Source organism: Streptomyces sp. GDS52 (assembly GCF_052246875.1).
GTDB classification, from domain to species: domain Bacteria; phylum Actinomycetota; class Actinomycetes; order Streptomycetales; family Streptomycetaceae; genus Streptomyces; species Streptomyces cathayae.
Window position 1 is genome coordinate 2272212 of record NZ_CM125966.1, and the last position, 23265, is coordinate 2295476.

Here is a 23265-nt window from a genome sequence, read left to right on the forward strand (position 1 = left end):
CGCCGCACACGCGCCCTGGATCCCCGGATGAGGGGTGTAAAGCACCTTCTTACCGGACGGACGCCTTCGGCGACGAGTCCATAACGCAAAGGTCACATGCGGGCGCCGGGGTTCATCATCTGATTTCAGGACAATCCACCGGCAGATGGTTGACAAACGCTCGAGACATGGCAAACACCATGGCCGGGCGACCAATACCACGTCATGAACCGAAGATCCTCCGGTCGGAACGGAGCATTCCCGCAGACCGTCCGGCCATGTTGGAACGAATCAGTGCGGTTCGAGCGTCACCCGTTATCCGATTTTGACATGGCGACCCCACTGGATGGAGCAGTCCGAATGGCAAGATGCGGTCATCACACGAGGTCGCGACACTCGAAGACGTGTGCTCTCGTCGACCCGCGGCACTGCCGGTCCCCATCGGCAGTGGCCGAACCCATCGGCATTCCACTCATCCGCCGGAGGAACCACCATGGCCGCACGCACCACCCGTCGTACCCCCGCCGCCAAGTCCCGACTGGCAGCGGTCGGCGCGATCGCGGTCGCAGCCACCCTGCTCGTCACCGGCTGCGGTGACCAGACCAAGGACAGCGGCGACACCGGGTCGACGAGCGCCGCCCCGCTGGCCGACAAGCTGCCCCAGTCGATCCGCGACAAGGGCGTCGTCAAGGTCGGTTCGGACATCGCGTACGCCCCGGTCGAGTTCAAGGACGACTCCGGCAAGGTGGTCGGCATCGACCCCGACCTCGCGGCCGCCATGGGCAAGCAGCTCGGCGTGACGTTCGAGTTCGAGAACGGCACCTTCGACACCCTGATCACGGGCCTGCGCTCCAAGCGGTACGACGTCGCCATGTCCGCGATGACCGACACCAAGGACCGCCAGGAGGGCATCGACGCCGAGACCGGCAAGAAGGTCGGTGAGGGCGTCGACTTCGTGGACTACTTCACGGCCGGCGTGTCGATCTACACCAAGAAGGGTGACGACCAGGGCATCAAGACCTGGGCCGACCTGTGCGGCAAGAAGGTCGTGCTGCAGCGCGGCACGGTCTCGGAGGACCTCGCCAAGGCCGAGAACGAGAAGTGCCCGGCCGGCAAGAAGATCGCCATCGAGGCCTTCGACAACGACCAGCAGGCCCAGACCCGGCTGCGTGCGGGCGGCGCCAACGCCGGTTCCTCCGACTTCCCGGTCGCCGCGTACGCCGTGAAGACCTCCGGCGGCGGCAAGGACTTCGAGCTGGTCGGCGAGCAGGTCGAGGCCGCCCCCTACGGCATCGCGGTCGCCAAGAGCAACACCGAACTGCGGGACGCGCTCAAGGCCGCGCTGGACGCGCTGATCGAGAACGGCGAGTACCAGAAGATCATGGACAAGTGGGGCGTCGCGGAGGGCTCCATCGACAAGGCCACCATCAACGGCGGCAAGTGACCGCGGGCCCGCGGCACTGAAAGGCAACACCCGTGACTGTTGACATCGACAAGACGACGGGGCCGGGCGGCACACCGCCGGTCGGCCCGGAGGCCATCAAGGCCATCCCGGTCCGGCACTACGGCCGGTACGTCTCCGCCGTCGTCGCGCTCGCCCTGCTGGGCGGGGTCGTGTACGCGTTCTCCCAGGGCAAGATCAACTGGGACACGATCCCGGACTACTTCTTCGACGACCGCATCCTCAGCGGTGTCGGCAAGACGCTGCTGCTCACCGTGCTGGCCATGACGATCGGCATCGTCGGCGGCATCCTGCTGGCCGTGATGCGCCTGTCGAAGAACCCGGTGACCTCGTCGATCGCGTGGTTCTACATCTGGTTCTTCCGCGGCACCCCGGTTCTGGTACAGCTGATCGTCTGGTTCAACCTGGGCCTGGTCTTCGAGTACATCAACCTCGGGCCGTTCTACAAGGACGAGTGGTCGGACTTCATGACCCCGTTCCTGACGGCGTTGCTGGGTCTCGGTCTCAACGAGGCCGCGTACATGGCGGAGATCTGCCGGGCCGGTCTGCTCTCGGTCGACGAGGGGCAGACCGAGGCGTCGCACGCGCTGGGCATGAGCCACACGAAGACGCTGCGCCGTATCGTCGTCCCGCAGGCGATGCGCGTGATCGTGCCGCCGACGGGCAACGAGGTCATCAACATGCTGAAGACGACCTCGCTGGTGTCGGTCGTCCAGTACCCCGAGTTGCTCCGCGCCGCCCAGGACATCGGCCAGACCTCCGGCGCCCCGGCCGAGATGCTGTTCCTGGCCGCGGCCTGGTACCTGCTGCTGACCTCGGTCTTCAGCGTCGGCCAGTACTACCTGGAGCGTCACTACGCCCGCGGCTCCACCCGTACGCTGCCGTCGACACCGTGGCAGAAGGTGAAGGCCAACATGCTGGCCCTCGGCCGCCCGAAGGGAGGCGCGGCATGACCGACAAGCTGAGCAAGGCCGGCAGGCCGGGCGGGACGGACGCATCGGTGAGGGATTCCTCCGTTCCCATGGTCAAGGCCGAGGGGGTCCACAAGTCCTTCGGCCCCGTGGAGGTCCTCAAGGGCATCGACCTGGAGGTGAAGTCCGGCGAGGTGTTCTGCCTCATCGGCCCCTCCGGCTCCGGCAAGTCCACCTTCCTGAGGTGTATCAACCACCTCGAGAAGATCAACGCCGGACGTCTGTACGTCGACGGGCAGCTGGTCGGCTACCGCCAGAAGGGCGACAAGCTGTACGAGCTCAAGGACAGCGAGGTCGCGCTGAAGCGCCGGGACATCGGCATGGTCTTCCAGCGCTTCAACCTGTTCCCGCACATGACGGCGCTGGAGAACGTCATCGAGGCGCCGGTGCAGGTGAGGGGCGTGAGCAAGAGGCAGGCCCGGGAGCGCGCGGGGCAGCTGCTGGAGCGCGTGGGCCTGGCCGACAAGGCCGGGAACTACCCCTCCCAGCTCTCCGGCGGCCAGCAGCAGCGGGTGGCGATCGCGCGGGCGCTCGCCATGGATCCCAAGCTGATGCTGTTCGACGAGCCGACCTCGGCACTCGACCCGGAGCTGGTCGGTGACGTCCTCGACGTCATGCGCGACCTGGCCGAGTCGGGCATGACCATGATCGTCGTCACCCACGAGATGGGCTTCGCCCGCGAGGTGGGCGACAGCCTGGTCTTCATGGACGGCGGCGTGGTGGTCGAGTCCGGTCACCCGCGCGACGTCCTGACCGACCCGCAGCACGAGCGCACGAAGTCGTTCCTGTCCAAGGTGCTCTGACACCGCGCACGGTACGCACGGGGCGACGGCCCATGGCGAAGGGGCGGCACGGAGATCCGTGCCGCCCCTTCGCCATGGATCCGCGTGGCTCACCTGAGCGCCAGCAGCAGGGTGTCCGAGGGGGAGCACCACACCGGGCGGGCCTCGGCGAACCCCTTCTCGCGCAGCACGCGCGCGTGCCACGCCGCAGACGGCATGTCGCCGTCGGCGTGTTCGCCGTAGATCTCGAAGCGGCGGGCGGTGGGCTCGGCGAGGACGGGGTCCTCGGCGGCGAGCTGCCACCATTCGGCCCAGTCGAGGACGCCGTCCCGTTTGGCCCGGTCCATGCCCGCGTGGCGCAGGGCGCGCTCGGCCGCGTTGATGCCGGGGGTCGTCTCGTCGATCATGCGGTCCGCGTTCATGAAGACACCGCCGTCACGAACGAGGCCGGCGACCTGTCCGTAGAGATCCGCGAGGGGTTCGTTGTGCAGCCAGTGGAGGGCGGTCGCGGTCAGCACGGCGTCGTAGGAGTCGTGGGGAAGCCCCGCCGGCCAGTGGGGGTCCTTCAGGTCGGCCGTCACGAAGGTGACCCGCGGGTCGCCCGCGAAGGTGCCCTCGGCGATGGTGAGCAGCGCCGGGTCCAGGTCGACGCCGGTGCTGGTGGCGTCCGGGAACCGGGCGAGCAGGCGGGCCGTGATGGTTCCCGTGCCGCACGCGAGGTCCAGCACGCGCGGGGAGCTGCCGACGACGGCCTCCACCATGTCGAGCATGACCCGCAGCCGCTCCTCGCGGTCGGGCATGTACCACTCCTGCTGCCGGTCCCAGCTCTCCTGCCAGGCAGCCCAGTCGGCGGTGGTGGTCCCGGTGCCCGCGTCCGTCATGAATCCGCTCCTTCACCCGCATCACGTAATACCCTGTAAGCGCGATCGCCTGTTACCCGACCGCTGACACGACCATAAAGCCACCACGTAAGGACTACAAGTGGAACTGGCCTATTACTCGGATTACGCCGTGCGTCTCGTCAACACCGAGGAACCGGCCCGGGGCAAGGACACCCTGACCTCGGTGGAGGCCGTGCGTGCCCTGTTCGGTGCCAACCAGTCCGCGGCGCGGCGCGCGACCGACGCGGACGTGACCCGGTTCCGCTCGGTCCGGGCCCGGCTGCGCGCGGTCTTCGAGGCGGCGGACGGCGGCGACGAGACCCTCTCCGTCGACCTGCTGAACTCGCTGCTGCTGGAGTTCCCGGTGAGCCCGCAGATCTCCGGACACGACGTCCGTGACGACGACGGCCGGCCGCTGTGGCACATGCACCTGGCCGACCATCCGTCCAACGCGACCGCCGGCTACGCCGCCATCGCCGCGATGGGCCTCGCCTTCCACCTCACCGAGTACGGCGTGGACCGCCTCGGCCTGTGCGAGGCTCCGCCCTGCCGCAACGCCTACCTCGACACCTCGACCAACCGCTCCCGGCGCTACTGTTCCGACCGCTGCGCCACCCGGGCCAACGTGGCCGCCTACCGTGCCCGCAAACGCCTGGAGGCCGAGCGGGCGGAGAACACCGGCCGCACCGCCGACAGCGCCCAGCCCGCCAGCGCCGTCGGCGACCGGCGGCCCGGTCTGCGCGGCCGGTAGCGCAGACGGACCCGGCCGAGCACCAGATCGTCGGGCACCACCCCGTAATCGGTGCTGTCACCGCCGGCGTACGTGTTGTCCCCCCGCACCCACCAGCCGCCCTCGCGCCGTTCGGCGGCCCGCTTCACCACGAGCAGGTCCTGCTGGAACGGGTGCCGCAGCACCACCACGTGGCCCGGCTTGATCCGGGCCCCGTAATGCACCAGGAGCCGGTCCCCGTGGTGCAGCGTGGGCACCATGGACGGCCCCGTCACCTCGGCCACCCCGAAGGGCAGCGGCGCCCCCGCCCGTTCGGCGTCCTGCGACAGCTCCGGCATCACCCGGCACCTCCCCGGTTCTTCCTCCACCAGTCTCAGTCTGTCCCCCGACTTTTGTCCTAGGCCCCCGGGGGCACTCGCCAAATCCACTCCTCCACGGAGTAATGTCCCCTGTGAGAAGACGATCACGAGGAAGGATTGCTCCATGCTTTCCCGCCTGTTTGCCCCCAAGGTCAAGGTCAGCGCCCACTGCGACCTGCCCTGCGGCGTGTACGACCCTGCCCAGGCCCGCATCGAGGCCGAGTCGGTGAAGGCCGTCCAGGAAAAGATGGCCGGCAACGACGACCCGCACTTCCAGGCCCGCGCCACCGTCATCAAGGAGCAGCGCGCCGAGCTGGCGAAGCACCACGTCTCCGTGCTGTGGAGCGACTACTTCAAGCCCCCGCACTTCGAGAAGTACCCGGAGCTGCACCAGTTGGTCAACGACGCCCTGAAGGCCCTGTCGGCCGCCAAGGGCTCGACCGACCCGGCCACCGGCCAGAAGGCGCTGGACTACATCGCCCAGATCGACAAGATCTTCTGGGAGACGAAGAAGGCCTGATCTTCGATCATGCCTGTTGACCAGCGCTGTTCTCAGCCGCCCGGTCCTCTACCCGCACCCGGCCGTCAGACCGCCATCCCGGCGCTCTGACGGCCGGGTGCGGTCGTCTTCAGCCGGCGGGACGGGCCGGAGGCGGTCGTCTTCGCGCCGCTCGGCGGGCAGCCGCGGGCGCGGGTCAGGGCGTCGAGCGCGGGCCTGGTTCCGGGGTGGGGTCCGTGTTCTCGGCGGGCTCGGTCCGGAGGGGGCCGGTGGGAGGGCCGGCGACGGCGTCGTGGTCCGGGCACCGCTCGCACTCCCGGTTGCCGCACGGTCCGTGGACCCAGGTCGGGACCCATGCGCCCAGCGTCTTGTGGCGCCGGACGACCATCTCCACTGGCTGTCCGCAGGCGGGACAGACCGGATCATTGCTGCCCATGTCCCCCAGGGTAGGTCCGTCGGCGGTTCCGCGCTTCCTGCTGTGCGTCCGCACCGGCACGCCGTTCCGGAACGCGCGCACCGACTCGAGCGCGCACTCCGTCACCGCGAAGTCCGCACCGACCCGGCAGCCGGCACAGCAGGCACAGCAGGCACGGCCTCGCGTTCGGCGCCCGCGGGCCAGACGATCTCGACCGGGATGCCCCGGGCGCGGGCGTACGTCACCAGATGCGCGGTGGCGTCGCGGCCGTTGGACGGCGACCCGTCCCAGACCGCCAGGAGGAGGCCGCCGGAGGCGACCATCCGCTCGTCCGCACCGACACAGGAATCACGGTGGTACGGGTCGTACTCCAGCAGCCGCGCCTGGTCGGCGAGGTTCAGCAGCTCACCGGCGGCCATCCGGTCGCGCCTGGGCGGCATGGCGGGAATTCCGTTGTCCGTGGGGATGACGGCGATCAGGCGGCGGCCCGACGCACGCGCCGCGCGGCCGAACGCCAGCGGCGCTCCCGCCCCGCACCGCACCATGGCCGCTCCCGGCGCGCAGCGTTCCTCCAGACGCTGCCGCAGCTCGCACTCCACCAGCTCGAGCGTGCGCGGGGTGAGATCGGCGTGCCCGACCAGCACGATCTCCCCGACCGCCCCTCCGTCGTGTCCCGCCCCGTCGTCACGCGTCGTTGTACTCATCTCGCCCCTGACAGTCCTCGGCCTCCGGTGCCCGGCCCGGTCCCTGGCCAGTGAAGCCGGGGCACGGACCGGTGACCAGGGCCGAACGTCCCTGGCTCGGGAAGGGAGGCGGAAAAAGGGAGAAGCGGGGCGGTCAGGCGTGGTCGAAGGACGGGCCGGCCGCACGAGTGCGAGGTTCGCGCCACATCGGCCACATGTGGGGGCCGTCCGGGAGGAGCAGGGGCTCGCCGGCCGGGGCGAAGCCGAGGCGTTCGTACAGCACGCGGCTGCGGACGCTGCTCGCCTCCAGATAGGCCGGCACCCCCTCCCGGTCGCAGCGGTCGAGAACCGAGCCGATGAGCGCGGTGCCGAGTCCCTCGCCCTGCCGGGCGGGCGTCACGCCGATCATCCACAGGTACGCGTGGGCCCGCCCTGAGGGGTGGATGCCCGCCGTCAGCCGGCCGATCATCTCCACCCGATCGTTCTCCGGGTCGACGGCACGGCGCACCTGGGCCGGCCCCTCGTCGTCCTCGGGTGTCCCGTCACCGTGCTCGGCCGCCGGCACCGACAGCCACAGCGCGCAGGCCGAGCCGTCCTCCGTGACGTCGACGCGTCCCTCGGCGAGCACGAGGTCGGTGAAGGCGGCCATCAGCCTGTGGTGCGTCGTACGGCGGTACTCCTCGCCGGGGAAGACCCAGCTGCTCACCGGGTCGTCCTGGAACGCCTCGTCCAGAAGCCGGACCAGTAGTTCCCGGTCTCCGTCCCCCGCCGTCCGGATCGCCACGCCCATGTCCGCCCCTTCGCCTCAACTCTCGCCGACCATACGGGTGTTGAGCCTAACGGGAGGGCGGCGGCCGATGCTTGCCGACATCTCCCCCGGCCACGCCGCATGCGCGGTGGGTCCCGCACACCGTGGGGAAGTGCGGGACCCACCGGGCGGTCTACGCGGTGCGCCGGGTCACGAACTCGGCGAGGGCCAGCAGGCCGCCCGCCGCCTCCGGGTCGGGCACCGCGCGAGCGAGTTCCTGCATCACCCGAGCCATGCGGTCGGCCGCCTGGGCCTGCGCCCAGTCGCGGCCGCCCGCCCGTTCCACGGTCAGGGCGATGTACTCCAGGTCCTCCTCGTCCGCGTGCGGAGCCCCGTACAGTCCGGCGAGTTCGGACGCGGCCGGGGTGCCGGAGGTGAGCGCGGCGACCACCGGCAGGGACTTCTTGCGGGCTGCCAGATCCGCGCCGGCGGGCTTGCCGGTGTGCCGGGGGTCGCCCCATATGCCGATCACGTCGTCGATGAGCTGGAAGGCCAGTCCCGACTCGCGGCCGAACGCGTCCAGTGCCGCCACGTCCGCCGCCGCGGCACCCGCGTACAGCGCGCCGAGTGCGCAGGCGCAGCCGAGCAGCGCGCCCGTCTTGGCCTCGGCCATGGCGAGGGTCTCCTCGAGGGTGACCTCGCCGGGGTCGCGCCGCTCCATGGCCGTGTCCGCCTGCTGTCCGGCGCACAGTTCGACGACGCAGTCCGCCAGCCGGGCCACCGCGGCCCGGGACGCGGGGTGCGGGTCCTCGGCGAGCAGCCGCAGGGCGAGCGCCTGGAGGGCGTCTCCGGCGAGGATCGCGTCGTCGTCACCGAACACGGTCCAAACGGTGGGCCGGTGGCGCCGGGTGGTGTCCCGGTCCATCACGTCGTCGTGCAGCAACGTGAAGTTGTGGACCAGTTCCACCGCGGCGGCTGCCCGTAACGCCGCCGCCCGGGCCGCGGGCCCGCCGAGGGCGGAGGCCGCGGCGAGCACCAGTGCGGGGCGGATGGCCTTGCCGGACCCACCCGTGGCCGGGGTGCCGTCCGCGTTCTCCCAGCCGAAGTGGTAGAGACCGATCCGGCGCAGCGGGCCGGGCATCGAGCCGATGGCGGCCCGCAGCACGGGGACGACCTCGGCCCGCGCCCGCTCCAGCAGGATCGTCGCCTCGTGACACTCGGCGGGTCGGTACTCGCTCTCCGTCTTCGGCTCGGTCATCGATTCCGTCATGGACTCACCCCTGGACCCGTCTCTGAGGAGGAGCGGAGGTGGTACTTCCGCCGGCGTCACGCGCGTACCCCCAGGGTGTACCCGCCCGGGTGGGCGGGGACACGGCGTACGCGCCGAAAGATCGCGGATGGTCACCGCCAGCGACCGATCTCGACGTTCTCCAGGACGCCGAGCGCGTCCGGCACCAGGACGGCAGCCGAGTAGTAGGCCGTGACCAGGTACTTGATGATGGCCTGTTCGTTGACGCCCATGAAACGCACGGACAGGCTCGGCTCGATCTCGTCGGGGAGGCCGGACGCCCGCAGTCCGATGACGCCCTGCTCCTCCTCGCCCGTACGCAGCGCGATGATGGAGGTCGTACGCTCCTCCGTCACCGGGATCTTGTTGCACGGGAAGATGGGCACCCCCCGCCAGGTGGGGATGCGGTTGCCGGCCATGTCGATGGTCTCGGGGACGAGTCCGCGCTTGTTGAGCTCACGGCCGAACGCGGAGATCGCGCGCGGGTGGGCGAGGAGCAGCTTGGTCCCGCGTCGCCTGCTGAGCAGTTCGTCCAGGTCGTCGGGGGCGGGTACGCCGTCGTGCGGCTGGAGCCGCTGGTCGTACTCGCAGTTGTGCAGCAGGCCGAAGCCCCGGTTGTTGATGAGTTCGTGCTCCTGGCGTTCCTTCAACGCCTCGACGGTCAGCCTGATCTGCTGCTCCGTCTGGTTCATGGGCTGGTTGTAGAGGTCGGCCACGCGCGTGTGGATGCGCAGCACGGTCTGGGCGACGCTCAGTTCGTACTCGCGGGGCCTGGCCTCGTAGTCGACGAAGGTGTGCGGGATGTCCGGTTCCCCGCTGTGGCCGGCCGCGAGATCGATCTCCCGCTCGCCGTACTTGTTGGCGGGCCGGTTCGGGACGGAGCGCTGCTCCTGGAGGTGACCGCGCAGTGTCTCGGACCGCTCGGCGACCTGCTCGACGGCGTCACGCGGCAGGACGAGCACGGTGCAGGCGGTCAGGGTGCGGGTGGTGTACTCCCAGATGGCGCCCTCGTCCAGGAGCGCCTGGTCGCCGAAGTAGGCGCCGTCGGCGAGGATTCCGAGGGACTCGTCACCGCCGTAGGGGCCGGTGCCGACCTTCTCGACCCTGCCGTGGGCCAGCAGGAACACCTCGTCGGCCGGGCTGCCGAACGAAGTGATCACCTGGCCGGCCCCGATCTCCCGCTGCCTGCAGCGGGAGGCCAGCTCCGCGAGCACTTCCTCGTCCTCGTACGACCGCAGGGCCGGCAGCTCGCCCAGCTCCGCCGGGATCACCTCGACGCGGTCACCGGTCTTCACGAAGGTCACCCGCCCGTCCCCGACGGCGTACGTCAACCGTCGGTTCACCCGGTACGTACCACCCTGCACGTCCGTCCAGGGCAGCATGCGCAGCAGCCAGCGCGAGCTGATCTCCTGCATCTGCGGTACGGACTTGGTGGTGGTGGCCAGGTTCCGCGCCGCCGCCGTGCCGAGGCTCTGCTGCTGCCGGGTCTGCTCCGTGCGGACCTCTTCGCCTACCGACATAAGGAATTGCCCTCCCAGTTGTGACCGGCGCCCATCCGTGCCGGGCGTCGGTCTCCGCGACAGAGCCTTCCTCACGGAACGTGGCTGCGGTATTACCCGAATGAGCGGGAATGGATCTTCAATTCCATGGGCATTCATGGGGGTTCCGTCCAGCGGCGGCCCGGCGACCGGACATTGTCCGGATCGACTCGCACGGGGTCCGGGCGATGGGTTGCGCTCGCTCCGTTCAGGTACAAGCACCGGTACGAGGTGGCCGCGACCGGCGGCCGTCACGGTGCGAGAAGGAGGGCGGCCATGGCCCCACCCATGTCCGCGAGCGCGTTCCTGAGTGCTCTGAAAGCGGAGGGTCTCAAGGTCGTCGAGGTCGGCGACTGGCGCGATCACAACCGCAATCACAAGGGCCCCTGGGGCCCGGTCCACGGCGTGATGATCCATCACACGGCCACCCGGGGCAGCGCCCGGACCGTCGAGCTGTGCCGCGAGGGCTACGCGGGCCTGCCGGGGCCGCTGTGCCACGGCGTCATCACCAAGGACGGCCGGGTCCACCTCGTCGGCTACGGCAGGGCCAACCACGCGGGCCTGGGCGACGACGACGTGCTGCGCGCCGTGATCGCGGAGAGGGCGCTCCCCGCCGACAACGAGCAGAACACCGACGGCAACCGGCACTTCTACGGCTTCGAGTGCGAGAACCTGGGCGACGGGGACGACCCCTGGCCCGCGGTGCAGCTGGAAGCCATCGAGAGGGCCGCCGCCGCAGTCTGCCGCCGCCACGGGTGGAACGAACGATCGGTGATCGGCCACCGGGAGTGGCAGCCCGGAAAGGTGGATCCGCGCGGGTTCACGATGGCGTCGATGCGGACGCGCATCCGTGACCGGCTGAAGTGACGCGGCGTCCTGGGGCGTACGCGGGTGTACGGGGCACCGGGCCGGGCCTGGCGACAATCCGTCGGAAGCTGGCGCCCGGCCCCCTGGGGACGCGGGAGACCCGCTTCTAGCGTGGTGGGCGACCCCGGACCCACCCAGGAAAAGGCCCCGCCATGCAGTACGTCGTCCCCGTCGGCATCGGTGTTCTCTACGCCCTGCTGATGTCCCTCGTCCGCGAGCCGCACCGGCGGCGGCTGAACGCCGTCATGGTCGCCGGCGCGGGCGCCGCCTACCTCAGCGGGGGCGGCCTGGGCGGCTGGGAGTTCGCCTTCACGGCGCTGATCACCTATGTCGCGTTCCGCGGCCTGGACTCCTGGACGTTCATCGGCGTCGGCTGGCTGCTGCACACCGCGTGGGACGTCGTCCACCACCTCGAGGGCAACCCCATCATCCCGTTCGCCCCCACCTCGTCGCTGGGCTGCGCGATCTGCGATCCGGTGATCGCCCTGTGGTGCCTGTGGGGAGGCCCGTCCCTGATCGACCTCGTCCGCCACCGGGGCCGCGGCCACCGCCACGACAGCACAGAACCCGCCCCCGCGGAGGCCGCCGGGCTCCCCGGCACCGGGGAGCCGACCCCGAGCGGTAGTTCGAACTGACGAAGAGAGTCGGCCACGCGTTCGCCCGCGGGGCGACCGGCGGCGGCGAGATTCAGCCATGCTCGCTCCCGACGGCCGGCGCCCGCCCCACCCGGCGCTCAACTCCCCCCGCCGGGCGACAATGGCCCGGTGACCAGCCCGGACACCCCCGACCCCGCATCCGCCGCCCCTTCCGCCGACCGCGCTGCCCGCACGGACCTCACGGCCCTGCGCCCCCGCCTGCCCTCGCCGGCGCAGGACATCGTGGACGAGCGGTTCGAGCGGCGCGGGGTCCGGCTGCTGCTGAAACGGGACGACCTGATCCACCCGGAACTGATCGGGAACAAGTGGCGCAAACTCGCGCCGAACCTCGCGGCGGCAGCCGGCCGGACCGTGCTCACCTTCGGCGGCGCGTACTCCAACCACCTGCGGGCCACCGCCGCCGCCGGCCGGCTGCTCGGTCTGCGCACGGTCGGCGTGGTGCGAGGCCAGGAGCTCGCCGACCGCCCCCTCAACCCCTCGCTGGCCCGGTGCGCGGCCGACGGCATGCGGCTGCACTTCGTCGACCGGGCGACCTACCGTCGCAAGACCGCGTCCGACACCCTGGCGGCCGTGCTGCGCGCGGCGGGCGCCGAGGACGCGTACGTCGTCCCCGAGGGCGGCAGCAACCCTCTGGCCGTGCGCGGTTGCCGGGCACTCGGCGAGGAGCTGGCCGGCCGGGCGGACGTCGTCGCGGTGGCCTGCGGCACCGGCGGGACGCTCGCCGGGCTGGCCGCCGGATTCGGCTCCGGCACTCGCGCGCTGGGCGTTCCGGTACTGAAGGGCGGCTTTCTGGCCACGGACGTAGGTGCCCTTCAGGCCGAGGCGTTCGGCGGTCCGCGCGGCGACTGGAGCCTGGACGACCGCTTCCACTTCGGCGGTTACGCCCGGACCGCCCCGGCGCTCGAGGAGTTCGCCGCGGACTTCGAGCAACGCCACGGCGTACCCGTGGAACGTGTCTATGTCGCCAAGTTGCTTTACGCCCTTGTCTCCCTGGCCGAGGAGAACGCGTTCCCACGCGGGAGCACGGTCGCGGCGGTCGTCACCGGCCGCCCCTTCCCGTGAGCACGTGAGCACGTGAGCACGTGAGCACGTGACTACAGGAGCACGGTGGCAGACTGGTTCCAGCATCTCGTCGAGCACGTCCCGGTGTGACACGAGAGGACTCCGGCAACGGACGGTTCGACCGTGTGACGTCTGGGTACGTCAATCCGGCGCGCGCTCTTCCCTTTCGGGCCCGCAGACCCCTAGCCACGGAGCGTATCCGTGGCTTTACTATGAGTGACAGCATGGGTCGGGGTCCCGGGGACAGGACCGTCGGGAGCGCGGTAGCGTCACCGCTGAACCACGTATCGCGTTGCCCGGGGCGGCCCCGGTCCTGTAACGCTTGTACCACCTTGGAGGTGAGGGTGTCCCAGATCGCAGGCGAGCCCGCGACCCAGGACTTCGTGGAAGTCCGGCTGCCGGCCGCAGGTGCCTATCTGTCGGTGCTGCGTACGGCCACGGCCGGTCTCGCGGCCCGGTTGGACTTCACCCTCGACGAGATCGAGGACCTGCGCATCGCGGTCGACGAGGCCTGCGCGATCCTGCTTCAGCAGGCCGTGCCGGGTTCGGTGCTCAGTTGTGTCTTCCGCCTCGTCGACGACTCGCTCGAGGTCACGGTCTCGGCGCCGACCACGGACGGTCACGCTCCCGCGCGTGACACCTTCGCGTGGACCGTCCTGTCCGCTCTCGCGGGCAAGGTCTCCTCCGCCGTGGACGACGACAAAACCGTTTCGATCAGCCTCTACAAACAGCGCGGCGCGGGACCCGGGCCGGCGTGAGGAACGAGGACGGGCCGGTGCGGGACGAAGAACGCGGCACACGGGGGCTGCCTGCCGAGCGGATGCCGGGCGGTATCGACGGCATCGACGCCATCCCGGAACAGGCCCGGCCCCATCCGGAGGACGACTCCGCTCAGGCCGGCCCGCCGGGCGGCGGGCAGTCCGGCGGTGCCGCACGGAGTACGCCCGAGGCCGGGCGGCGGCCCGGGGCCTCCCCCGGACACCAGGAAGCCCCGGCACGGGCGAGGCCGACGGCGGGGGACGAGGCGAGCGCTCGGGGAAGGGCGACGGGCGGGACGATGAACGAGCACGAGCGACACGCCGAGAGCGAGGTGCCGCGGACGCCGAGCGCACAGGGCGTCCGGCACACCCCGGTGACGCACGGCGCGCAGCGCGACCCGCAGGACCGCAGCGGGGCACGCGCCTTGTTCCTCGAGCTGCGCACCCTGCCGGACGGCAGTCCCGAGTACGCGGAGCTGCGCAACCGGCTGGTCCGCATGCATCTGCCGCTCGTCGAGCACCTCGCGCGCCGTTTCCGCAACCGCGGGGAACCGCTGGACGACCTGACCCAGGTCGCCACCATCGGTCTGATCAAGTCGGTCGACCGCTTCGACCCGGATCGCGGCGTGGAGTTCTCGACGTACGCGACCCCGACGGTCGTCGGCGAGATCAAGCGGCACTTCCGCGACAAGGGCTGGGCGGTGCGCGTGCCGCGCCGGCTGCAGGAGCTGCGCCTGTCGCTGACGACTGCCACCGCCGAGCTCTCGCAACTGCACGGCCGGTCCCCCACGGTGCACGAGCTCGCCGAGAGGCTGGCGATCTCGGAGGAGGAGGTCCTGGAGGGCCTGGAGTCCGCCAACGCGTACTCCACGCTGTCCCTGGACGTCCCCGACACCGACGACGAGTCCCCGGCGGTCGCCGACACCCTCGGCGCCGAGGACGAGGCGCTGGAGGGCGTGGAGTACCGGGAGTCGCTCAAGCCGCTGCTGGAGGATCTGCCGCCGCGCGAGAAGCGGATCCTGCTGCTGCGCTTCTTCGGCAACATGACCCAGTCGCAGATCGCCCAGGAGGTCGGCATCTCGCAGATGCACGTCTCCCGGCTGCTGGCCCGCACGCTGGCGCAGCTGCGCGAGAAGCTGCTCGTGGAAGAGTGAACGAGGAGTGAGCGAGGAGTGAGCCGCCCCGCGGTGGAACGAGCCGCCGCACGGCGGGAGCGAACAGCAGCGGCGCCCGGACGGCAACGGCGGCTCGGGAGGCGGGGAGCTACTTCTCGGCGCTTCCGGGTCCCCGGATGCCGAGGGCCCGGGTCGTCTCGGGGTTGAGCAGCAGCACCAGGGCCGTCACGGCCACCACCGCGAGCACGATCCCCGCCGGGATGGCCACACTGTCGGACTGCAGCAGGTTGTAGGCCACCGGCAGCGCCAGGAGCTGGGTGATGACGGCCGGGCCGCGGCTCCAGCCCTTGCGGCCGAGCAGCCCGCGCGCGGCGAGCAGCGGCAGCAGTGCGAGCAGCACCAGCGTGAGTCCGCCGGTGACGGCCTGCTGTCGGTCGTCCGGCTGGCCGGTGAGCCCGCGGACCAGCATCCAGACCCCGCCGGCCAGCAGGCCCAGCCCCTCCAGGGCGGTGAGCCCCGCGGCGTACGTCAGTCGGCGCGGGCGGGGGCCCGCGGCGTCCGGAGTGGTGGGGGTCTGCTCGCTGCTCACCCCTGAAGGGTAGCCCTCGCCCGTCCACGCCCCCGTGCCGAGGTGCGCGCCCCGGTGCCACCCGCATCCGTTCCCGATCACCCCTCGGCCTGGGCTCCGGTACCACCCAGTAGGTACCCTGCACCCCATGCGTGCACTTCTCGTGGTCAATCCGGCGGCAACCACCACGAGTGCGCGTACGCGTGACGTGCTGATCCACGCGCTCGCCAGTGAGATGAAACTGGAAGCGGTGACCACGGAGTACCGGGGTCACGCGCGGGACCTGGGCCGGCAGGCCGCGGAGAGCGACGACATCGATCTGGTGGTGGCCCTCGGCGGTGACGGCACGGTCAACGAGGTCGTCAACGGCCTGCTGCACAACGGCCCCGACCCGGAGCACCTGCCCGGCCTCGCCGTGGTCCCCGGCGGCTCCACCAATGTCTTCGCCCGTGCCCTGGGCCTGCCCAACCAGCCCGTGGAGGCCACCGGCGTCCTGCTGGACGCGCTGCGCGAGAGCCGTGAGCGCACCGTGGGTCTGGGCCTGACGTCGGGCACGCCGGGGACGGACGACGAGGGTGTGCCGCCCCGCTGGTTCACGTTCAACGCGGGGCTGGGCTTCGACGCCGGGGTGGTCGGCCGGGTGGAACAGCACCGTGAGCGGGGCAAGAAGTCCACTCACGCGCTGTACATGCGTCAGGTGGTGCGCCAACTGCTCGGCGAGCCGCGCCGCCGGCACGGAGTGATAACGCTGGAGCAGCCGGGCGAGGAACCGGTCACCGATCTGCTGCTCTCCATAGTGTCGAACGCCTCCCCGTGGACGTTTCTCGGCAATCGCCCGATCTACGCGTCACCTAAGGCCTCGTTCGATACCGGCCTCGACATCTTCGGTCTGAAGCGGTTGTCCACCGCCGCCGTTGCCCGGTATGGCACCCAGTTGCTCACTTCGTCCCCCGAGCGCGGACCCCGGGGCAGGCATGTGGTCGCCGGACACGATCTGACCCAGTTCACCTTGCATTCGAAGGTTCCACTGCCCCTCCAGATGGACGGTGACCACCTCGGACTGCGTACCAGCGTGACGTTCACAGGCGTTCGCCGTGCACTGCGTGTGATTGTGTGAGCGGAAAAGGCTAAAGTCCTTTCACTCGAACGTTTAGGCCAGGATCCACCCCATGGAAGTACGGCTGTGACCTAGTCGACACCGATGAATCAAAAAAAACTTTCCGGAAGGGGTTGTATCCGCCGCCGAGGTTTGCGAGTCTCTACATGGCGATCGGGACGGCCCGCAGCATCGGCCTCCACGAACCGCCGGAACCCCCCTTCAATCCAAGGACCACGCCAGCGAACCTGGCGCTCGGCCCTTCACTTGTTGGGGGATTCGTGAAAGCGTTCACATTCACAAGCCATCGTGTAGTTCACACCAAGGAGAGGTAGCAGCCATGGACTGGCGTCACAACGCCGTTTGCCGCGAGGAAGACCCCGAGCTCTTCTTCCCCATCGGCAACACCGGTCCTGCGCTGCTGCAGATCGAGGAAGCCAAGGCCGTCTGCCGTCGCTGCCCGGTCATCGAGAGCTGCCTTCAGTGGGCACTCGAGTCCGGTCAGGACAGCGGCGTCTGGGGTGGTCTCAGCGAGGACGAGCGCCGCGCAATGAAGCGCCGCGCCGCCCGCAACCGGGCCCGTCAGGCATCCGCCTGACAACCCACCCCTGCTGACAGCCTGAGCTTGGCGGCGCGTACAGCGCGTACGCATCTCCCGCCCCCGAGCCGCAGCACGCAGTTCCCCCGATGCTCCCCCGAGTTCTCGGCTCACCTCGAGCCGGAGGGGAACGCCATCAAACAAGCGAAGAGCCCCGGACCGTTTCCCGGTCCGGGGCTCTTCGCTTGTCACTGTGCGTCACTTGTTCATGTCCACCGGGATGTCCAGGATCACCCGGGTGCCCCCTTCCGGGGCCGGGAGCATGTCGAAGGTGCCGCTCAACTCGCCCTCGACCAGGGTCCGCACGATGTGCAGACCCAGGTTGCCCGCGGTGTGCGGGTCGAAGCCCTCGGGCAGGCCGACGCCGTCGTCCTGGACGGTGACCAGCAGGCGGGTCTCCTTCGTGGTGCCGCCGCGGACCGCGGTCACCTCGACCGTGCCGGTCTCCCCCTCACGGAAGCCGTGCTCCAGGGCGTTCTGCAGCACCTCCGTCAGCACCATCGACAGCGGGGTGGCGACCTCGGCGTCGAGTATGCCGAAGCGGCCGGTGCGCCGGCCGGTGACCTTGCCCGGGGAGATCTCGGCGACCATCGCCAGGACCCGGTCGGCGATCTCGTCGAACTCCACGCGCTCGTCCAGGTTCTGGGAGAGCGTCTCGTGCACGATCGCGATGGACCCGACCCGGCGCACCGCCTCCTCCAGCGCCGCGCGGCCGCGCTCGGAACCGATCCGCCGGGCCTGGAGGCGCAGCAGCGCCGCCACCGTCTGGAGGTTGTTCTTCACCCGGTGGTGGATCTCCCGGATGGTCGCGTCCTTGGTGATCAGCTCGCGTTCGCGGCGGCGAAGTTCGGTGACGTCCCGGAGCAGGACCAGTGAACCGATGCGGGTTCCCTTCGGTTTGAGCGGGATCGCCCGGAACTGGATGACCACGTTGGTCGCCTCGATCTCGAACTCGCGCGGCGCCCAGCCACTGGCGACCTTGGCGAGCGCTTCGTCCACCGGCCCGCGGGAAGGGGCCAGTTCGGCGGTGGTCCGGCCGAGATGGTGGCCGACGAGGTCGGCCGCGAGGCCCAAGCGGTGGTAGGCGGACAGTGCGTTCGGGGAGGCGTACTGGACGATGCCCTCGGCGTCGAGCCGGATCAGCCCGTCACCCACCCGGGGCAGGGCACCCATGTCGAGTTGCCGGTCCGCGAACGGAAAGGCTCCGGTGGCGATCATCTGCGCCAGGTCGGAGGCGCTCTGCAGGTAGGTGAGCTCCAGCCTGCTGGGGGTGCGCACCGTGAGGAGGTTGGTGTTGCGGGCGATGACGCCGAGGACGCGGCCTTCACGCCGTACGGGGATGGACTCGACGCGGACCGGAACCTCCTCGCGCCACTCCGGGTCGCCCTCCCGTACGATCCGTCCCTCGTCCAGGGCCGCGTCCAGCATGGGCCGGCGGCCTCGCGGGACGAGATGGCCGATCATGTCGTCCTGGTGCGAGGTCGGGCCGGTGTTGGGCCGCATCTGGGCGACGGAGACATAACGGGTGCCGTCCCGGGTGGGGATCCACAGAACCAGGTCGGCGAAGGACAGGTCGGAGAGCAGTTGCCACTCCGAGACCAGCAGATGCAGCCACTCGAGGTCGGTGTCGTCGAGCGCCGTGTGCTGGAGTACGAGTTCGTTCATGGAGGGCACGTCAGCGAGCGTACCGGGGCGTCGCACCCTCCCCCGGAGACACCCGCGGGCCGCGGCGCCTGAGAGGGACCCTCAGCCCTCCCGGCACCGCAGCCCGGAGCGACATCGGCCGTGGGGTGTGCGGTCCCGGTCGGCCGAGGGTGAGGAACCGGGGCAGTCAGGGCAGAGAGCTCCGGGTCCTCGGTCCGCCTTCCTGTGCGGGGAAGGCAGGCTGGTGTGCACTGGTACGCATTGTGGACTAGACCACTACCCGTGTCCATGCGTCGGGTACTGTTCGCTGTTGTCTTTTCCCGTGCCGGCTTCTCACGTCGACTTCCTGCGTCGACTTTCGGCGGTGACGTGCAGCGTCGGCTTGCGGCGTCGACTTTCGGCGTCGCGTTTTCCGTGTCGCGCGGAGGCGGGTCCGCGGTCGTCCACCGTGCAGCCTATCCCGCGGGAGCGCGGTACGGGACCGGAAAAGCACGGTGATTTCGGCGAGCGGACCGCGACCGTCCCGTCCTGGGATGCTGGGGTGGGGCCGAGGGCCCGGCATTCGCGGCCTGGGCCCGGGACGGAACCCCGGCTCTGTTAAATTCATATTGGTCTAAACCACACGACTCGCCCGTCCCGTCCGGGGCCGGTCACCAGTCGAGTCCCCTCTCAGATCGGCAGGCTCAGCGTGGAAGTTGTCATCGTTCCGGACGCCAAGGCCGGCGGCGAACTCATCGCCGGGGCCATGGCGCAACTCCTGCGGCGCAAGCCCGACGCCCTGCTCGGCGTGGCCACCGGCTCCACGCCGCTGCCCGTCTACCAGGCACTGGCCGACCAGGTGCGCTCCGGTGCCGTGGACACCTCCCGGGCGAGGATCGCCCAGCTCGACGAGTATGTGGGGCTGCCCGCCGATCACCCCGAGTCCTACCGTTCGGTGGTCCGGCGCGAGGTGCTGGAGCCGCTCGGGATCGGGCCGGACGCCTTCATGGGCCCCGACGGCTCGGCTGAGGACGTGCAGGCCGCGTGCGAGGCGTACGACAAGGCACTGGGCGAGGCCGGCGGCATCGACCTGCAACTGCTCGGCATCGGGACGGACGGGCACATCGGGTTCAACGAGCCGTGCTCCTCCCTCGTCTCGCGCACCCGGATCAAGACGCTGACCGAGCAGACCCGGGCGGACAACGCGCGCTTCTTCGAGGGCGACGTCGACCAGGTCCCGCACCACGTCATCACCCAGGGCATCGGCACCATCCTGGAGGCCCGCCACCTGGTGCTGCTCGCCACCGGCGAGGGCAAGGCGGACGCGATCGCCGCGACCGTCGAGGGTCCGCTGGCCGCCGTGTGCCCGGCGTCCGCGCTGCAGCTGCACCCGCACGCCACGGTCGTCGTCGACGAGGCCGCCGCCGGCAAGCTCAAGTTCGCCGACTACTTCCGGCACGCCTATGTGAACAAGCCGGACTGGCAGGGGATCTGACCGCAGTCCCCGGAAGCGCCATGGGCGTCGTGGGCGCCGGACGCCCGCGGGCCGCCCTGCTGGACTAGACCAGCCCCTGCCCCGAGGGTATACAGAGGGGATCACGGAGCGTGCGGGGAACATCCCCGCCCGCAGCCGTGCCACGATGTGAGCCGGGGCCGATGGGGTGTCGGTCGTTCGGCACTCGGAGCCGGGAAGGCAGAACATGAGCACCGACGTCAACAGCACGGAGAGCGAGGGCGGAACCACGGTCCGGACGGCCCGCGTGCCCAAGTACTACCGGCTGAAGAAGCACCTGCTGGACATGACCGAGACGGCTCCGCCCGGCACGCCGGTCCCGCCCGAGCGCACCCTGGCGGCGGAGTTCGACACCTCGCGCACCACCGTGCGCCAGGCACTCCAGGAACTGGTGGTCGAGGGCCGTCTGGAGCGCATCCAGGGCAAGGGCACCTTCGTCGCCAAGCCCAAGGTCTCGCAGGCGCTGCAGCTCACCTCGTACACCGAGGACATGCGCGCCCAGGGCCTGGAGCCCACCTCCCAACTGCTGGACGTCGGCTATGTCACCGCCGACGACGGGCTCGCCGAACTGCTCGACATCACCCCCGGCGGCCGGGTGCTGCGCATCGAGCGGCTGCGCATGGCCAACGGTGAGCCGATGGCCATCGAGACCACCCACCTGAGCGCGAAGCGCTTCCCGGCGCTGCGCCGCAGTCTCGTCAAGTACACCTCCCTCTACACCGCCCTCGCCGAGGTGTACGACGTCCACCTGGCGGAGGCCGAGGAGACCATCGAGACCTCGCTGGCCACCCCGCGCGAGGCCGGCCTGCTCGGCACCGATGTGGGACTGCCGATGCTGATGCTCTCCCGGCACTCCCGGGACCGGGACGGGCAGCCGGTGGAGTGGGTGCGGTCGGTGTACCGGGGCGACCGGTACAAGTTCGTCGCCCGCCTGAAGCGCCCGCAGGACTGAACCCGTAGAACCGATCCCGCAGAACTGAGTCCACAGAGCTGAGCCCGCAGGACTGAACCCGGAGGGATCGGCGGGGGTTTCGCCGAAGAGTCCGCCGCTGTCCGGGCGAGGTTCCGTGGAGTTTAAGTACGCAATCCCCGCGAGGGGTTCCGCCCCGGTCCGCCGCCACCTAGATTTCCTGCGCGTCAAACAGGCGATCAGTGAGGGGACGGAACCGTTTCTATGTCGCAAGCCCCAGAAACCAGCAGACGGCCGGTGGTGACGCCGATGCGCGTCGTCATCGCCGTCTGCCTCCTGGCACCGTTCGTGGCCCTGATGTGGGTCGGCTCGTACGCGAAGACCGACCCCGTCCTCATCGGCATCCCGTTCTTCTACTGGTACCAGATGCTGTGGGTGCCGGTCTCCGCCTTATTGACGGTGACCGCGTACGCGCTGTGGCGGCGTGATCAGCGCGCCCGCGCGGCCGCGAAGGGCGGTGCGCAGCGGTGAACGACGGCGTGAACGGCGTGGCACTCGCCGTCTTCATCTTCTTCTTCGTCCTCGTCACGGCGATGGGCTTTCTGGCCGCCCGCTGGCGCAGGGCCGCGAACGAGCACAGCCTCGACGAATGGGGCCTGGGCGGCCGGTCGTTCGGCACCTGGGTCACCTGGTTCCTGCTCGGCGGCGACCTGTACACGGCGTACACCTTCGTGGCCGTACCGGCGGCGATCTACGCGGCCGGCGCGGCGGGCTTCTTCGCGGTGCCGTACACGATCCTCGTGTACCCGCTGATCTTCACCTTCCTGCCCCGGCTGTGGTCGGTTTCGCACAAGCACGGCTATGTGACGACGTCCGACTTCGTGCGCGGCCGGTTCGACTCGAAGGGGCTGTCGCTGGCGGTGGCGCTCACCGGCATCCTGGCGACGATGCCGTACATCGCGCTCCAACTGGTCGGTATCCAGGCGGTGCTGGACGTGATGGGGGTCGGCGGCGGAGAGAGCACCCACTGGTTCGTCAAGGACCTGCCGCTGCTGATCGCCTTCGGCGTGCTGGCGGCGTACACGTACTCGTCGGGTCTGCGGGCCCCCGCGCTGATCGCTTTCGTGAAGGACACGCTGATCTACCTCGTGATCGCGGTGGCGATCATCTACATCCCGATCAAGCTGGGCGGCTTCGACGTCGTCTTCGCCAAGGCCAGTGAGGCGTACCGCGAGACCAACCCGGCCACCGGCGCACCGCGCGGTTCGCTGGTGCCGGGCGAGGCGGGGCAGTGGACCTACGCCACGCTGGCGCTGGGTTCGGCGCTCGCGCTGTTCATGTACCCGCACTCGATCACCGCGACGCTGTCCTCACGCAGCCGTGAGGTGATCCGCCGCAACACCACGATCCTGCCGCTGTACTCGCTGATGCTGGGCCTGCTGGCGCTGCTCGGTTTCATGGCGATCGCGGCCGGGGTCGATGTCGACAACGGGCAGCTGGCGATCCCGCAGTTGTTCGAGAACATGTTCCCGGACTGGTTCGCCGGGGTGGCCTTCGCGGCGATCGGCATCGGTGCGCTGGTACCGGCGGCGATCATGTCGATCGCGGCCGCGAACCTGTTCACCCGCAACATCTACAAGGACTTCCTCAAGCCCGACGCGACACCCGCGCAGGAGACCCAGGTCTCCAAGGTGGTCTCGCTGCTGGTGAAGGTGGGTGCACTGGTCTTCGTCCTCACCATGGACAAGACGGTCGCCATCAACTTCCAGCTCCTCGGCGGCATCTGGATCCTGCAGACCTTCCCGGCGCTGGTGGGCGGCCTGTTCACCCGCTGGTTCCACCGCTGGGCGCTGCTCGGCGGCTGGGCGGTCGGCATGGTCTACGGCACGGTCGCGGCGTACGGGGTGGCCTCGCCGACGCAGAAGCACTTCGGCGGGTCCGCGAAGGAGATCCCGGGGATCGGCGAGATCGGCTACATCGGCCTCACCGCCTTCGTGCTCAATGTCGTGGTCACGGTCGTGCTGACCTTCCTCATGAGGGCACTCAAGGCGCCCGAGGGCATCGACCGGACCAGGCCGGAGGACTACACGGCGGACGCGGGCGACCCCGGCGTCGAGGTGGAGCTCCCGCCGGCCACGGCGGGCAGCGCCCACTGACGCCGTAC

25 protein-coding genes are annotated in these 23265 nt (G+C 70.2%); 16 read left to right on the plus strand and 9 right to left on the minus strand.

The window, feature by feature from the left end; genetic code table 11:
• Positions 1–472 precede the first annotated feature (472 nt).
• The 3 genes from ACTWJ9_RS10130 to ACTWJ9_RS10140 all read left to right on the plus strand — a co-directional run bounded on the left by ACTWJ9_RS10130 (position 473) and on the right by ACTWJ9_RS10140 (position 3215).
• A complete protein-coding gene (locus ACTWJ9_RS10130; RefSeq protein ID WP_388702736.1) occupies positions 473–1423 on the plus strand; it encodes an ABC transporter substrate-binding protein in 951 nt (316 codons plus the stop codon).
• A gap of 32 nt (positions 1424–1455) precedes the next feature.
• Positions 1456–2394, plus strand: coding sequence for an amino acid ABC transporter permease (locus tag ACTWJ9_RS10135; RefSeq protein WP_443295603.1), 939 nt, complete (start codon positions 1456–1458; stop codon positions 2392–2394).
• A gap of 68 nt (positions 2395–2462) precedes the next feature.
• Positions 2463–3215, plus strand: a complete 753-nt coding sequence (locus ACTWJ9_RS10140; RefSeq protein WP_279337923.1) for an amino acid ABC transporter ATP-binding protein — start codon at positions 2463–2465, stop codon at positions 3213–3215.
• An 89-nt stretch (positions 3216–3304) separates the two neighbouring features.
• Here ACTWJ9_RS10140 and ACTWJ9_RS10145 read toward each other — a convergent pair whose 3' ends face one another.
• Positions 3305–4075, minus strand: a complete 771-nt coding sequence (locus ACTWJ9_RS10145; RefSeq protein ID WP_388702739.1) for a class I SAM-dependent methyltransferase — start codon at positions 4073–4075, stop codon at positions 3305–3307.
• A 100-nt stretch (positions 4076–4175) separates the two neighbouring features.
• Between ACTWJ9_RS10145 and ACTWJ9_RS10150 the strand changes: the two genes are divergently transcribed.
• Complete coding sequence (locus tag ACTWJ9_RS10150) at positions 4176–4826, plus strand: CGNR zinc finger domain-containing protein (RefSeq protein WP_279333913.1); 651 nt, start codon at positions 4176–4178, stop codon at positions 4824–4826.
• On the opposite strand, the gene sodX is transcribed toward ACTWJ9_RS10150, so the two are convergent.
• Complete coding sequence (gene sodX, locus ACTWJ9_RS10155; protein WP_279333914.1) at positions 4709–5143, minus strand: nickel-type superoxide dismutase maturation protease; 435 nt, start codon at positions 5141–5143, stop codon at positions 4709–4711. The two genes, ACTWJ9_RS10150 and sodX, sit on opposite strands and share 118 nt — an antisense overlap.
• A gap of 145 nt (positions 5144–5288) precedes the next feature.
• Between sodX and sodN the strand changes: the two genes are divergently transcribed.
• Positions 5289–5684: a superoxide dismutase, Ni gene (gene sodN, locus ACTWJ9_RS10160; protein WP_030928916.1), complete on the plus strand. Its 396-nt coding sequence runs from the start codon at positions 5289–5291 to the stop codon at positions 5682–5684.
• A gap of 175 nt (positions 5685–5859) precedes the next feature.
• Here the strand turns inward: sodN and ACTWJ9_RS10165 are convergent, their stop codons facing one another.
• The 5 genes from ACTWJ9_RS10165 to ACTWJ9_RS10185 form a co-directional block, all read right to left on the minus strand.
• Entirely contained in the window at positions 5860–6099 is a 240-nt protein-coding gene (locus ACTWJ9_RS10165; protein ID WP_443295604.1) for a hypothetical protein, read from the minus strand.
• Between the two features lie 101 nt (positions 6100–6200).
• Positions 6201–6782, minus strand: coding sequence for a hypothetical protein (locus tag ACTWJ9_RS10170; protein ID WP_443295605.1), 582 nt, complete (start codon positions 6780–6782; stop codon positions 6201–6203).
• Positions 6783–6915: 133 nt separating this feature from the next.
• Positions 6916–7551 carry a GNAT family N-acetyltransferase gene (locus ACTWJ9_RS10175; protein WP_279333916.1) on the minus strand — a complete coding sequence of 212 codons (636 nt, stop codon included), beginning with the start codon at positions 7549–7551 and terminating at the stop codon, positions 6916–6918.
• Positions 7552–7702: 151 nt separating this feature from the next.
• A complete protein-coding gene (locus tag ACTWJ9_RS10180) occupies positions 7703–8767 on the minus strand; it encodes a family 2 encapsulin nanocompartment cargo protein polyprenyl transferase (protein ID WP_384205276.1) in 1065 nt (354 codons plus the stop codon).
• 143 nt (positions 8768–8910) lie between these two features.
• On the minus strand, positions 8911–10317 hold the full coding sequence (locus ACTWJ9_RS10185; protein ID WP_279333918.1) for a family 2B encapsulin nanocompartment shell protein: 1407 nt from the start codon (positions 10315–10317) through the stop codon (positions 8911–8913).
• Positions 10318–10611: 294 nt separating this feature from the next.
• On the opposite strand from ACTWJ9_RS10185, the gene ACTWJ9_RS10190 reads away from it, so the two are divergent.
• The 5 genes from ACTWJ9_RS10190 to ACTWJ9_RS10210 all read left to right on the plus strand — a co-directional run bounded on the left by ACTWJ9_RS10190 (position 10612) and on the right by ACTWJ9_RS10210 (position 14832).
• Positions 10612–11202 (plus strand): N-acetylmuramoyl-L-alanine amidase, encoded by a 591-nt coding sequence (locus ACTWJ9_RS10190; RefSeq protein ID WP_279333919.1) that lies wholly within the window; start codon positions 10612–10614, stop codon positions 11200–11202.
• A 152-nt stretch (positions 11203–11354) separates the two neighbouring features.
• Positions 11355–11837, plus strand: coding sequence for a DUF6010 family protein (locus ACTWJ9_RS10195; protein ID WP_279333920.1), 483 nt, complete (start codon positions 11355–11357; stop codon positions 11835–11837).
• Positions 11838–12044: 207 nt separating this feature from the next.
• Positions 12045–12920: a 1-aminocyclopropane-1-carboxylate deaminase/D-cysteine desulfhydrase gene (locus ACTWJ9_RS10200; RefSeq protein ID WP_443295873.1), complete on the plus strand. Its 876-nt coding sequence runs from the start codon at positions 12045–12047 to the stop codon at positions 12918–12920.
• A 344-nt stretch (positions 12921–13264) separates the two neighbouring features.
• A complete protein-coding gene (locus tag ACTWJ9_RS10205; protein ID WP_030784224.1) occupies positions 13265–13678 on the plus strand; it encodes an anti-sigma regulatory factor in 414 nt (137 codons plus the stop codon).
• A gap of 17 nt (positions 13679–13695) precedes the next feature.
• The gene (locus tag ACTWJ9_RS10210; RefSeq protein ID WP_279333921.1) at positions 13696–14832 is read left to right on the plus strand and encodes an RNA polymerase sigma factor SigF; all 1137 of its coding nucleotides are present in this window, start codon (positions 13696–13698) and stop codon (positions 14830–14832) included.
• Between the two features lie 109 nt (positions 14833–14941).
• On the opposite strand, the gene ACTWJ9_RS10215 is transcribed toward ACTWJ9_RS10210, so the two are convergent.
• Positions 14942–15382, minus strand: coding sequence for a hypothetical protein (locus tag ACTWJ9_RS10215; protein ID WP_279333922.1), 441 nt, complete (start codon positions 15380–15382; stop codon positions 14942–14944).
• Between the two features lie 127 nt (positions 15383–15509).
• Here ACTWJ9_RS10215 and ACTWJ9_RS10220 point away from each other — a divergent pair, with 127 nt between their 5' ends.
• Positions 15510–16478: a diacylglycerol/lipid kinase family protein gene (locus tag ACTWJ9_RS10220; protein ID WP_279333923.1), complete on the plus strand. Its 969-nt coding sequence runs from the start codon at positions 15510–15512 to the stop codon at positions 16476–16478.
• A gap of 319 nt (positions 16479–16797) precedes the next feature.
• A complete protein-coding gene (locus ACTWJ9_RS10225; protein WP_030219886.1) occupies positions 16798–17055 on the plus strand; it encodes a WhiB family transcriptional regulator in 258 nt (85 codons plus the stop codon).
• Positions 17056–17253: 198 nt separating this feature from the next.
• Here the strand turns inward: ACTWJ9_RS10225 and ACTWJ9_RS10230 are convergent, their stop codons facing one another.
• Positions 17254–18729, minus strand: coding sequence for a sensor histidine kinase (locus ACTWJ9_RS10230; protein ID WP_279333924.1), 1476 nt, complete (start codon positions 18727–18729; stop codon positions 17254–17256).
• 658 nt (positions 18730–19387) lie between these two features.
• On the opposite strand from ACTWJ9_RS10230, the gene nagB reads away from it, so the two are divergent.
• The 4 genes from nagB to mctP all read left to right on the plus strand — a co-directional run bounded on the left by nagB (position 19388) and on the right by mctP (position 23257).
• On the plus strand, positions 19388–20173 hold the full coding sequence (gene nagB / locus ACTWJ9_RS10235; protein ID WP_279333925.1) for a glucosamine-6-phosphate deaminase: 786 nt from the start codon (positions 19388–19390) through the stop codon (positions 20171–20173).
• 205 nt (positions 20174–20378) lie between these two features.
• Positions 20379–21143 carry a GntR family transcriptional regulator gene (locus tag ACTWJ9_RS10240; RefSeq protein WP_279333926.1) on the plus strand — a complete coding sequence of 255 codons (765 nt, stop codon included), beginning with the start codon at positions 20379–20381 and terminating at the stop codon, positions 21141–21143.
• A 222-nt stretch (positions 21144–21365) separates the two neighbouring features.
• Positions 21366–21632, plus strand: a complete 267-nt coding sequence (locus ACTWJ9_RS10245; RefSeq protein WP_279333927.1) for a DUF3311 domain-containing protein — start codon at positions 21366–21368, stop codon at positions 21630–21632.
• Positions 21629–23257, plus strand: coding sequence for a monocarboxylate uptake permease MctP (gene mctP / locus ACTWJ9_RS10250; RefSeq protein ID WP_443295607.1), 1629 nt, complete (start codon positions 21629–21631; stop codon positions 23255–23257). The genes ACTWJ9_RS10245 and mctP overlap by 4 nt, the downstream gene beginning before the upstream one ends.
• Positions 23258–23265 lie beyond the last annotated feature (8 nt).